The sequence below is a fragment of the Rothia sp. SD9660Na genome (assembly GCF_030064065.1).
Taxonomy (GTDB): Bacteria; Actinomycetota; Actinomycetes; order Actinomycetales; family Micrococcaceae; genus Rothia.
On sequence record NZ_CP125946.1, the window covers coordinates 1896233 to 1907745 of the forward strand.

The window sequence follows — 11513 nt, forward strand, 5'->3', positions numbered from 1 at the left end:
GACCCCAGCGTCAGTTGTATTTCTGAATGCTAGTTTGCTCTACCATCAAACAAACTAGTGACAGAGCCCTCATCAAAGACTTCCTTGATAGCACGAGCTAGCAAGGGAGCAATTGACAATACAGTCAGGTTGTCGAACGTCTGCTCGGGCTTGAGTGGCAGAGTGTTGGTAACAACGACTTCGCTAGCCCCGCAGTTAGCCAGACGCTCAGCAGCAGGGTCTGAGAAGACAGCGTGGGTGGCTGCGATGATGACGTCCTTAGCGCCGTTTTCCTTGAGCACACGCACAGCACCGGCAATAGTACCACCGGTATCAATCATGTCGTCAATCAGCACGCAGGTGCAGCCCTCGATATCGCCCACCACGGTCTTAGATACAGCCTGATTAGGCACGTTGACATCGCGAGTCTTATGGACGAAAGCCAGCGGGGCCCCGCCAAGAAGTTCAGCCCACTGCTCAGCAACGCGTACACGGCCGGTGTCGGGTGAAACCACTGTAACGTTATCGGTATCGACCTTGCTTGCTACGTACTCGGCGAGCAGGGGGATAGCCATCAGGTGGTCAACGGGGCCGTCAAAGAAGCCCTGAATCTGAGCGGTATGCAGATCAACGCTCATCAGGCGGTGGGCACCAGCGGTCTTGTAGAGATCAGCAATCAGACGAGCTGAGATAGGCTCACGGCCCTTGTGCTTCTTGTCCTGACGGGCGTAGGGGTAGAAGGGGGAAACTACAGTGATGGAACGAGCCGATGCACGCTTGAGCGAGTCAACCATAATGAGCTGTTCCATGATGGCATCGTTAATCGGTGCCGGGTGTGACTGGATAACGAATGCGTCCTTCCCTCGTACCGATTCGTTGAAACGTACGTAGGTCTCACCGTTGGCGAAGGTGTAGGCGGATGAAGGAAGAACTTCGTTCCCCAGTTCCGCTGCGATTTGTTCAGCGAGTTCGGGGTGGGCACGGCCTGAGACCAGCGCCATCTTCTTTTCACCTGGATTCGTAATCTCAGTCATTACTGCTATTCGCTTTCCTTAACTGAGTCGGTTGACTCCGCACCGAGTGCAGCCTGGGCTGCCTCTGCGGCTTCAGTACCGGCTCGCTTTTCAATGACCCAGCGTTCGATGTTACGCTGAGGGGCTTCGTTAATTGCTAGGGCGCCTGCGGGGACGTCCTTGCGGATGACGGTTCCAGCTCCAGAATACGCGCCATCTCCGATATGTACGGGTGCGACATACATGTTGTCGGACCCCATTCGGACATTGTTACCTACGGTGGAGCGGTGCTTGTTCACACCGTCGTAGTTCACAAAGATTGAGGCTGCACCGATATTAGAATTTTCGCCAATGGTTACATCCCCGGCATAAGAGAGGTGAGGCAGCTTTGAACCGGCGCCAATTTCGGCGTTCTTGGTTTCAACAAAGGTGCCAATCTTGCCCTTGGGGCCAAGCTTAGTACCGGGGCGCAGGTAAGCGAAGGGGCCAACGGTAGCACCGTCAGCGATTTCTGAATCAGAGCCCTCGGTGCGGGAGATAGTCACGTTCTCCCCTACCTTGACGTTGGTCAGAGTGGTGTCAGAGCCGATGACGGAGCCAGTTGCGATATGGGTGGTGCCGCGCAGATGGGTACCGGGCAGAATGGTTACATCGTTTTCGATAGTTACAGTAACGTCAATCCAGGTGGATTCGGGGTCAACAATGGTGACACCAGCAACCATGTGAGCGTGGGTCACACGGTCGTTGAGCTTGCGCCCCAGCTGGGCCAGCTGCACGCGGTCATTTGCGCCTTCAACTTCCCAGCGATCTTCAATATCGAGTGCACTGGTGCGGTAGCCGTCCTCACGGGCGATGGAGAGAACGTCAGTGATGTACTTTTCGCCCTGGGCATTGTCGGTGGTGACGCGGGTGAGCGAGTCACGCAGCACCTTTGCGTCAAAGGCATAAATACCGGAGTTGATTTCAGTGATGGCGAGCTGCTCAGGGCTAGCGTCCTTGGCTTCGACAATGGCGGTTACTTCGCCGGCCTCGTTACGGACGATACGGCCGTAAGAACCCGGCTCGTCAATGTGGGTTGTCAGGACAGTAACAGCGTTCTTACCTTCTTCATGGAAGGCAATGAGCTTGCGCAGGGTCTCGGTCTTCAGCAGGGGAACGTCACCGTAGGTCACCACAACGGTACCTTCAACTTCCCCGGCCTCTGCGTCCAGCCCCAGCAGTCCAACCTCAACGGCGCGACCGGTACCGGGAATCTCGTCCTGGTCCACAATCGTGACATCGGCGTCGAACTCAATGACGTGAGCAGCTACCTTATCGCGCTGGTGGCGCACAACAACAGCCAGGTTCTTGGGGTTAAGTTCACGAGCCACAGCTACTGCATGTTCTACCATGGAGCGCCCACCGATAGAGTGCATAACCTTGGGGGTGGAGGACTTCATACGGGTTCCAGCTCCGGCGGCTAGAACAATAACAGCGGACGGAACTGAAGCAGTAGCAGTCACTAGTTAGTACTCCTTGAGCGAGTGAAACCCCGAATAATGTTGTGAGATGTATGGGGTGTTGAGCTCCGCCACAAGGACTCGAACCTTGAATAACGGCTCCAAAGGCCGCTGTGTTGCCAATTACACCATGGCGGATTGTCGTCCCACCTACTTCAGTGAAGTAGCACGGACGAATCTAGATATTACCAAGTCTCATGCCCAGAATGAAACGCGTGGAGTGTGACTCTTGGTAAAAATTCATTAGGAAGTGGCCTAAGCCCCTAACCAGGGGATAATTTTCGTTAGGGCAAGCTCAATTTCTTCTACTGCGACTCGCGCGGCTTCTGCTCCCTTGCGGTAAGGGTCAGCGATTCTGTCTTCTTTAGCTGGAGGCTGGTCTAGCGCATGCATAAAGGATACTGGATTAACACGGCGACCAGCTTGTTCCTGAACTCGCGCCATTTGTTTTAAAAGATGTATTTTTGAGCGGTATTGGGGCCACTCACGCACAATCCAGTTTAGGTGTTCTTTCTCCATCACTAAGACTAGTGCAGATTCTTCCAACAACTGGGCAGTAATCTGTTTAGCCTGATGGCTGTGAAAGTTTACACCTCGCGATTCCAGCTCCGAGTCGATGAAAGGAGCTACTCCTGAGCCTACGATAGCCCCAGTCCCCGCGCTATCGAAAGTCCACTCTGAATCGGAGCCTGAAAGTTGCTCAGCGATGTACTGTGCCGAGGCGCTTCGGGCAATATTACCTGTGCAAACAAAGAGAATCTTCTTGGACATCGGGGGATACCTGAGCTCTTCTTCCTCTACTCTTCTTCTTTTTTTAAGGAGAGCTCCTACGTTGAATTGTGTCATGCCGTTTATATTACCTCTGTGCAGAACTTGTAATGACTAAGCGCTGGTGCTGCCAAACAAGAATCGCTCGAAACGGCAAAACGAGGTTTGCAACTGACAGACCTACTATGCACCTTGTAGCCTAAAGAGATGGCACATCTACTTGGCGGCGAAGACCTGCATATTGAATTCCCTACCCGTACCATTTTTGAGGGCATCACGGTTGGCCTGAACGAAGGCGATCGCATCGGTATCGTGGGCCGTAACGGTGACGGTAAGTCGACCCTTCTCTCCCTTCTCGGCGGGCGGCTTACCCCCGATTCAGGCAAGGTCACGGTGCGATCCGGCACCCGTATCGGCTTCCTTGATCAGGCTGACGTGCTCGATGATTCGCTCACTGTAGGCCAGGCTATCGTTGGTGATACCCCCGAATACGAGTGGGCTTCAGACTCTAAGATTCGCGATGTTATTTCGGGGCTGGTGCCGGACCTCGACTGGAATGCGTCCGTCTCTTCTCTCTCAGGCGGCCAGCGCCGCCGCGTTGCCCTTGCCGCTCTGCTGGCAGGTGACTGGGATGTCCTCATGCTCGACGAACCCACCAACCATCTCGACGTTGAGGCTATTACCTGGCTTGCTAACCATCTCAAAACCCGTTGGTCCAAGAACGCAGGTGGCCTACTGACCGTCACCCACGACCGCTGGTTCCTTGACGAAATTTGTACCGACACCTGGGAAGTTCACGATGGCATCGTAGAGCCCTTCGAGGGCGGGTACGCTGCCTACATTCTGCAGCGTGTTGAGCGTGACCGTCAGGCTGCTGCCACCGAGGCAAAACGCCAAAACCTCATGCGCAAAGAGCTCGCCTGGCTGCGTCGTGGGGCCCCCGCACGCACGTCCAAGCCCAAGTTCCGCATTGACGCTGCTAACGCCCTCATTGCCGACGTACCGCCGGTGCGCAACAAGGTTGAGCTATCGCAGATGGCAGTGTCTCGCCTGGGTAAGGACGTCGTGGATATTGAGGACGTCGATGTCAGCTACCCCGATGCCAGCACACCCGGTGCAACCAAGGACGTGCTCAAGAAGGTTACCTGGCGCATCGCCCCGGGTGAGCGCACCGGCATCATGGGGGTCAACGGTGCTGGCAAATCAACCCTGCTAGGCCTTGTGACTGGTTCGGTAGAGCCTACCCGAGGGCGGGTTAAGCACGGTAAGACCGTAAAGGTCGCTACGCTGACCCAGCAGCTCGATGAACTGCGAGAAGTCGAGAATGACCGAGTTTCAGATGTTATTGGGCGCAAGCGCACCTCGTATGTGGCTGGTGGTAAGGAGATGACTCCCGGCCAACTGTTAGAGCGTCTGGGTTTTACCTCAGCCCAGCTTTCCACCCCGGTTAAGGATCTTTCTGGCGGTCAGAAGCGCCGCCTTCAGTTGCTGCTGATTCTCTTGGACGAACCCAATGTGCTCATTCTGGACGAGCCTTCAAACGACCTGGACACCGACATGCTGGCGGCTATGGAGGACCTTCTAGACACCTGGCCGGGCACCCTGCTGGTGGTTTCCCACGACCGCTACCTGATGGAACGTGTCACCGACCAGCAGTACGCCCTGATCAATGGCACTTTTAGGCACCTGCCCGGTGGGGTTGATGAGTACCTGCAACTTTCAGCTTCTGCTACGGCTTCCCCCTCAACCAAGGCAGTTGATTCCTCACCGCTAGGTAAGCAGGACGCCGCTAGCAGCTCGGCTGCTAAGGCTAGTGGGGCTGAGGTTCGGGCTGCCCAGAAGGAAATTAATCAGATCGACCGCAAGCTGGCTAAGCTGGCAGATCAAAAAGCCAAGCTGGAAGAGAAAATGGCCAGCCATGACCCTTCAGATTATGAAGGTTTGGCTGCTCTCTCTGCTGAACAGCAGGGCATCCAGGCGGAAGTTGATGAGCTGGAAATACGCTGGATGGAACTCAGCGAAGTAATTGCGTAAAAAGACGGGGTAGATAGAAACTATATCTGCCCCGTCTTCGTACCACTTATGTGTTGTACATACGCACTATGGTAGGCCCTGACCCCGACACAAAGCCTGCCGCTACACCGAACTGGGATTCGGCCTGTTCCAGTGTTTCTACCAGTTCGGGCAACAAGGCAACAGCAGGAGCAGCCAGGTCATTGCGCAACAGCCCGGCGATAGCCGGCAGGCGCCTCTGCAGCGGCTCGGCCGAGGTCAGCAGGTCTAACAGCTCCTGCGGAACTTGCAGGGTGGCGTCCGGAGCAGGGTAGCGCCCCTCAGCCCGGCCAGCGTCCAGCTCCCTGAACACCGCGGGAGTTGATAGCCCAGCCGTTGAAGGCATAAACCCGAACCTCAGCGGCTCCACACCCTCGGGCACCTCAATCGGAGTGAGCTTATCCCCCACCCCGGTACCCACGGCCAGGCCGCCCAGCAGGGCGAAAGGCACATCGGCGCCCAGCGGAGCGGCCAGCTCCAACAGGCGCTCAAGCGCAAGAGGCTCAGTTGCCAGACCTGCCTGTACCAGGTAGTCGTTCATAGCCTTCATGGCAGCAGCAGCGTCAGCTGAACCACCGCCCATACCACCGGCAACCGGCACAGCCTTATCAATATGAAGCTGGACAGCGACGTCCGCGGGCTCCAGGCCGCTCTCCGCCAGCACCGCTGCCGCACCGCGGTAGGCCAGGTTAGATTCGTCGAGCGGAACCACAGCCGGGTCAAAAGCCCCGGCATCAACCTGCTCCGCAACCGGGGAGCCCTCAGCAACGCTCATCGACTGGGCGATACCCGGCTCTTGAGCCGAAGAAATCGTCACGCGCTCCAGCACATCGGTAGCGGCGTAGAGCGAGGCAACCTCATGGTAGCCGTCCTCCCGCAGGGGCCCCACCGCAAAATATAGGTTGACCTTGCCGGGGGCGGTAGCAGAAACGCTCAGAGTCATGCGGACGCCCCCTCCCCGCTCTGGTCGGTAGGGGCAGGTACCTGCCGGGCGGCTTCGGCAATCTTGATGAAATCAAAAATATCGAGCTTCTCACCGCGCAGCTGCGGGTCAATACCGGCGGCTTCAAGAATCTCACCGGCACGGGCAGCAGAACCGGCCCAACCGGCCAGGGCCGCCCGTAGGGTCTTACGGCGCTGGGCAAAGGCAGCATCGACAATAGCAAAGACCTCTTCACGAGGCAGGTCAGATAGCAGCTCGGGGCGGCGCTTAAAAGCCACCAGACCCGACTTAATCTTGGGGGCAGGCCAGAAAACGTTAGTACCGATAACTCCGGCCTTCGACACCTCAGCGAACCAGTTAGCCTTGACCGAGGGCACCCCGTAAATCTTTGAACCGGGCTTGGCTGAGAGGCGGTCGGCAACCTCGTCCTGAACCATCACCAGGGCGTGCTCTATGGAGGGGAAGGTCGCGAACATGTGCAGGAGCACCGGCACTGCCACGTTGTAGGGCAGATTAGCCACCAGGGCGGACGGGGTGCGCGGCAGCTCGGTGACCTTCATAGCGTCGGAGAGCACCACGTCGATGCGGTCTTCTGAGCCGGGGCGGAAGCGGGCAATCGTTGCAGGTAGCTGCTTGGCCAGGGGCGGGTCAATCTCAACAGCAACCATGTCGCGTGCAACGTCCAAGATACCCAGGGTGAGAGAGCCCAGGCCCGGGCCAACCTCAACCACCGTCTCATCGGGGCTAATACCGGCAGCAGTGATAATACGGCGAATCGTATTGGGATCAATCACGAAGTTCTGCCCCAGGGTCTTAGTGGGGCGGATGCCAAGCTGGGCTGCCAGGTCACGAATTTCTTGGGGGCCCAACAGGGCATCGGGCGCGGGAGATTGCTGTTCAGTCACGCTTCCTAGTCTACCGGGTCTGTATATACACATATATACATATAGGTTTCCATACTCCCAGAACACCCCCGGTAGAATTACTGCTCGTACCAAGCCACCCAACCCCGGGAACCCCATGCCTGTAGCACCTACCGCCCACCAGCGTCCGCCCATCGCCGCCCTTGCCCGAGCACTCACCAGCACACCGGCCTTGGTCACCGCCCTGGCGCTGACCCTCATCAGCGCCTACCCCTTCCTCTGGGACGAAAAAATGGTGGCCCGGGAATTCTTCGACCTGCAGGTCTATTACGGAGGGGTGGCCCACTGGCTAGAAACCGGCCAGCTCTACAACTGGGCCCTACCGCCTGAAGAAATCTACGGCTTTACCTACCCGCCCTTTGCTGCCCTAGTTTTCACCCCCTTTGTGCTGCTCACCAGTGCAGATACCGCAGGGCCTATATTCCTGCTACTCAACATTGCCGCGCTGGTGGCCCTGGTCTATCTCTCCTGCCGAGGTATGGGGGTGGGCAAGCACCCCGCCTTAGCTGCCGGGCTCTGGCTCACTCCCCTGCTGCTCAAGTTCTTCCCCATCAGCTTCAATATGGAACTGGGGCAGATCAACCTCTTTTTGGTACTGCTCATTCTCACCGACGTCATCTATCTCAAGAACACCCGCTGGCACGGGGTACTCATTGCTCTGACCGCCTGCATCAAACTCACCCCGGCTATCTTCGGCCTGCTCTTTCTTACCACCCGCGATTGGAAGTCCCTGGCCCGGTTCGTGGGCACCGGTCTGGCCTCTATCGCGCTGAGCTTTGCCGTCGATTTTGAGGTGGCCCGCGAATACTTCACCGAGAAAATCTTTGAATCCTCCCGTGTGGGGTCAATTACCGGGGCCTTGAACTATAACCTGCTGGGCACCTGGGCTATGCTCTTCCCCACCTGGCTCACCGGCGTCTTCTTTGCCATCACCGCCCTGGGGTCGGTGGTGCTCACCTACCTGGCTGTGCGCAGACTGGCAGGGCAGGACGTCCGTGGCGCCTACCTGGGGGCGGCCTCCTGCGTGGCGGTGCTGGGGCTGCTGCTCTCCCCCATCTCCTGGACCCACCACTGGGTCTGGTTCGTCACCTTCCTCGTCTTCGCGGCCCTCTACGGCTGGCGCACCGCGCACACCGGCTACCTTTACCTAGCCGCCACCGGTGTGCTCATCTTTGCCATGCCCTTTGCGGTCTGGTTTGGCGGGCACGACTGGGGCGGCAATGAATGGCCCGAGCACCTGGCTCTCCTCCATGCTCTGCCGGTGGCCTGGGCGGTCGCCTACCTGGTTCTCGGGGCTAGAACCCCTCAATCCCCCAGCTCCCGTAGGCAGCCAGGGAGTTAGCTCGGATATCCCGGCAGAGCTCTTCCAGGTCGGCGCCCAGGTGGTCGGCCATAAAGCGAACGGTGTAGTTGGTCATGTAGCTGGCATTAGGACGGCCCCGGAAGGGGTGGGGGGTCAGGAAGGGCGCATCGGTCTCAGCCAGGATAAGATCCCGGCGGGCTAGCTTCAGCGACTCTTGAATACCGTGCGAGTTCTTGAAGGTCACAGTACCCGCAAAGCTCATGTACCAGCCCTGTTCGTTACAGATTTCAGCCAGGTCGGGCCCGCCTGAGTAGCAGTGGAAAATCACGCTCTCGGGTGCGCCCTCATCGAGCAGGATGCGGACAACGTCCTCGTGCGCGTCGCGGTCGTGGATCTGCACAGCCTTACCGTGTTTCTTCGCCATACGGATATGGGCGCGGAAGGACTCTTCCTGGGCGCCCTTCCCCTCCTCACCGGTGCGGAAGTAGTCCAGGCCGGTCTCACCCAGGGCACGGACGCGCGGGTCAGCTGCCAGGGTGTCGATAGCGGCCAGGGCCGCCTCCAGCTGACCGGCTTCTGCCAGCTTGGGGGCTTCATTGGGGTGCAGGGCCACAGCGGCCAGGACGCGGGGGTCGGCCTGGGCAGCTCGCACAGCGTAGAGGGAGCTGGACACATCACAGCCCACCTGCACGATCGCGCCGATTCCCAGGGCTTCGCCGGTGTCGAGCGCATCGCGGGCGGTCACGGCAACCTCACCGTCCAGCAGGTCCATATGGGTGTGGTTATCGACAATGGCGTAGGGCAGGGGCGCGGGAGCCGGCGGGAAGACCAGGTTGCGGCGGCGTCCGTCCTCCCCCTTCTCGCCGCGGCGGCGGGTGCCCTCCCCACTGGGCTCACCCGCAGTGTTGTAGCGGTCAGCCCGATAGGCCGGGGGTACTTCGCCCTCAAAAATCGGTTCGGGGGTCTCAAAGATGGTGGCGGTCTGCTCGGCCTCACTGGGCAGGTAGGAGGCAAATCGCTCGGCAAGTTCGCGGAGTTCGGCGTCGGTCAGGGTGTGGTCGGTACACATAGGTTTAGCTTTCTGAATCTTTGACGGCCAGGGTCGCCTGGTAAAGGTCGCGTTTAGAGACCCCGTGAACTTCAGCCACCTGGGCACAGGCGGCTTTCAGGCGGACGCCATCTGCCACAAGCTCCAGGACGAGGTCGGTCAGGTTCTCTGCCTCTTCTGCCTCGGGTTCGGGGGCGCCCTCAACCACGATGGCGGCTTCGCCCTTGATCTGCTTAGATTCGGCCCAGGTAATGAGTTCTTGCAGGCTGCCGCGGGCAACCTCTTCGTGCAGCTTAGTCAGTTCCCGGCAGACGGCAGCCCGGCGCTCTGCCCCGAAGGCTTCGGCAAAATCGTGCAGGGTCGCGGCCAGCCGGTGGGGGGACTCGTAGAAGACCATGGTGCGCTCTTCGGCTGCAAGGGCCTTGAGACGGCGGGAGCGGTCTGAGCCCTTGCGGGCCAGGAAACCCTCGAAGGTGAAGCGGCCCGAGGGTAGGCCGGACACGGCTATGGCAGTGACGACGGCTGAGGGGCCGGGCAGGGCGGTGACAGTCAGACCAGCGTCAGCTACGGCTGCTGCCGCCACATAGCCTGGGTCAGAAACCGCTGGCATACCGGCATCCGACATGAGTAGCACGGTCTGCCCGGATGCCACAGCTTCAACGATTTGCCGGGCGCGGGCTGCCTCGTTGTAGTCATGGTTAACCAACACCCGCCCCCGGGTCGTGACACCCAGCCCGGCGGCTAGTTTACGCAGGGTACGGCTGTCTTCAACGGCGAGTACGTCGGCGGACGCGAGCGCCTCACGCAGGCGCGGGGAGGCATCGGCTAGGTTGCCGATAGGGGTTCCGCCAAGGATGAGGGCGCCGCCTTCGGCCGGCGCGGCGGGCGTGGTATGAGGGGAGGGTTCCATAGGGTTAAACCCTACTACTTTTGTTCCCCTACAAGTAGGGACCAGATTCCTCCCGACGTCCTTGTCCACCACACATACAATCGTTACTTTCCTGGTCCATTGTTACCTGAGCGCCGTAGTTCTACTACTCCCGTTTTTCCTTTGCATGGTGGCAAGAACTTCACGAACGATTTTCTGCGGGTGGTTCACAACGGTAGACCAGTCACAGCGCAGCACATCCCACCCCGCATTTTTCAGCAGCTTCTCGCGTCGCACCTCGTTGAAGAAAACCTCATCGCGGCTCTGAGAATCAAGGTATTTCACCCGTCCATCAAATTCGAGGGCAATCATTTCATCTTCGTAAGCAAAGTCGAGCCGGAAGTGTTCGTTTTCAACCCAAACATCAGCCTGCTGGGCTGGCAAAGGCAAGGGGCTCATGTGTAAGACCCATTTCAGTTTGCTTTCACCAGCACTCTCACTTGAAGAACTCATGAGGCCGGCAACCGTCCGCATCTTCTGAACTCCACGCCCCCTCTGACGCCCCAAATACTCCGCGATTTCTTCAACCGTGCAGGCTCCCTGATAAAGCGCTGACTCAACCGTAACTAGTGCTGAGGACGGATGCAGGTAGCGGCAACAATCAGCTAAAGTCCGCAGGCAGGTAGTGAGGTGGAAGAAGCCGTGCACTGACGTTATATCGGGAACTGTAGACGAATAGTGCTTTGCGATACCTTGAGCACGCCCCCGTGAACTAGGGTGGCACTGTACATCTACCAGCTTCTGATCTACCACGGCTAAGCCGTGCAACCAGGCAGCGGTTTGGTGAGTGAAAACAGTTTGAGGGTTCCTCTTGTAAACAGCAGAAATAAAGTAAGGGTACTGCTGATAATGAGGAAGCTGACGAAAATTTGACTGGGTTGTATAAACACCTGGAATGAGACGGGCCAGCTCCTGTTGTCTAACCCGGCGAGCGATAACGCTAGAGCTCATGCCCAGCCGCAGCAGTTCCCTGTAGGTATAAACGGTTTGAAGGCTATCGAGAATATCCATAACAGCATTCTGTTGTGTAGGAGCTACATTTCTAGAACTGATGTTT

10 protein-coding genes and 1 tRNA gene are annotated in these 11513 nt (G+C 58.3%); 2 read left to right on the forward strand and 9 right to left on the reverse strand.

Features of this window, described 5'->3' with window-relative positions:
* Positions 1–29: 29 nt before the first annotated feature.
* The 4 genes from QM007_RS08905 to QM007_RS08920 form a co-directional block, all read right to left on the reverse strand.
* Complete coding sequence (locus tag QM007_RS08905) at positions 30–1013, reverse strand: ribose-phosphate diphosphokinase (protein ID WP_283489632.1); 984 nt, start codon at positions 1011–1013, stop codon at positions 30–32.
* A 5-nt stretch (positions 1014–1018) separates the two neighbouring features.
* A complete protein-coding gene (glmU, locus tag QM007_RS08910; protein ID WP_283489633.1) occupies positions 1019–2494 on the reverse strand; it encodes a bifunctional UDP-N-acetylglucosamine diphosphorylase/glucosamine-1-phosphate N-acetyltransferase GlmU in 1476 nt (491 codons plus the stop codon).
* A gap of 63 nt (positions 2495–2557) precedes the next feature.
* A tRNA-Gln gene (locus tag QM007_RS08915) sits at positions 2558–2629 on the reverse strand.
* 117 nt (positions 2630–2746) lie between these two features.
* A complete protein-coding gene (locus QM007_RS08920; RefSeq protein WP_283489634.1) occupies positions 2747–3337 on the reverse strand; it encodes an arsenate reductase/protein-tyrosine-phosphatase family protein in 591 nt (196 codons plus the stop codon).
* Between the two features lie 129 nt (positions 3338–3466).
* Here QM007_RS08920 and QM007_RS08925 point away from each other — a divergent pair, with 129 nt between their 5' ends.
* Positions 3467–5293, forward strand: a complete 1827-nt coding sequence (locus tag QM007_RS08925) for an ABC-F family ATP-binding cassette domain-containing protein (protein WP_283489635.1) — start codon at positions 3467–3469, stop codon at positions 5291–5293.
* Positions 5294–5339: 46 nt separating this feature from the next.
* Here QM007_RS08925 and QM007_RS08930 read toward each other — a convergent pair whose 3' ends face one another.
* Positions 5340–6254, reverse strand: a complete 915-nt coding sequence (locus tag QM007_RS08930; protein ID WP_283489636.1) for a GHMP family kinase ATP-binding protein — start codon at positions 6252–6254, stop codon at positions 5340–5342.
* Complete coding sequence (gene rsmA / locus QM007_RS08935; protein ID WP_283489637.1) at positions 6251–7159, reverse strand: 16S rRNA (adenine(1518)-N(6)/adenine(1519)-N(6))-dimethyltransferase RsmA; 909 nt, start codon at positions 7157–7159, stop codon at positions 6251–6253. The genes QM007_RS08930 and rsmA overlap by 4 nt, the downstream gene beginning before the upstream one ends.
* 115 nt (positions 7160–7274) lie before the next feature.
* On the opposite strand from rsmA, the gene QM007_RS08940 reads away from it, so the two are divergent.
* Entirely contained in the window at positions 7275–8519 is a 1245-nt protein-coding gene (locus QM007_RS08940) for a glycosyltransferase 87 family protein (protein WP_283489638.1), read from the forward strand.
* Here the strand turns inward: QM007_RS08940 and QM007_RS08945 are convergent.
* From QM007_RS08945 to QM007_RS08955, 3 genes are all read right to left on the reverse strand, one after another.
* Positions 8473–9549 carry a TatD family hydrolase gene (locus tag QM007_RS08945; RefSeq protein WP_283489639.1) on the reverse strand — a complete coding sequence of 359 codons (1077 nt, stop codon included), beginning with the start codon at positions 9547–9549 and terminating at the stop codon, positions 8473–8475. The genes QM007_RS08940 and QM007_RS08945 overlap by 47 nt on opposite strands.
* Positions 9550–9553: 4 nt before the next feature.
* A complete protein-coding gene (gene rsmI / locus QM007_RS08950; protein ID WP_283489640.1) occupies positions 9554–10438 on the reverse strand; it encodes a 16S rRNA (cytidine(1402)-2'-O)-methyltransferase in 885 nt (294 codons plus the stop codon).
* Between the two features lie 102 nt (positions 10439–10540).
* Positions 10541–11467 (reverse strand): type IV toxin-antitoxin system AbiEi family antitoxin domain-containing protein, encoded by a 927-nt coding sequence (locus tag QM007_RS08955; RefSeq protein WP_283489641.1) that lies wholly within the window; start codon positions 11465–11467, stop codon positions 10541–10543.
* Between the last annotated feature and the right edge of the window lie 46 nt (positions 11468–11513).

What these genes read in the sequence shown, in the direction of transcription:
- QM007_RS08925 (WP_283489635.1), top strand. Translation starts at nt 3,467, where the DNA reads ATGGCACATCTACTTGGCGGCGAAGACCTGCATATTGAATTCCCTACC.
- QM007_RS08920 (WP_283489634.1), bottom strand. Translation starts at nt 3,337, where the DNA reads ATGACACAATTCAACGTAGGAGCTCTCCTTAAAAAAAGAAGAAGAGTA.
- rsmI (WP_283489640.1), bottom strand. Translation starts at nt 10,438, where the DNA reads ATGGAACCCTCCCCTCATACCACGCCCGCCGCGCCGGCCGAAGGCGGC.
- QM007_RS08940 (WP_283489638.1), top strand. Translation starts at nt 7,275, where the DNA reads ATGCCTGTAGCACCTACCGCCCACCAGCGTCCGCCCATCGCCGCCCTT.
- QM007_RS08945 (WP_283489639.1), bottom strand. Translation starts at nt 9,549, where the DNA reads ATGTGTACCGACCACACCCTGACCGACGCCGAACTCCGCGAACTTGCC.
- QM007_RS08905 (WP_283489632.1), bottom strand. Translation starts at nt 1,013, where the DNA reads ATGACTGAGATTACGAATCCAGGTGAAAAGAAGATGGCGCTGGTCTCA.
- QM007_RS08930 (WP_283489636.1), bottom strand. Translation starts at nt 6,254, where the DNA reads ATGACTCTGAGCGTTTCTGCTACCGCCCCCGGCAAGGTCAACCTATAT.
- QM007_RS08955 (WP_283489641.1), bottom strand. Translation starts at nt 11,467, where the DNA reads ATGGATATTCTCGATAGCCTTCAAACCGTTTATACCTACAGGGAACTG.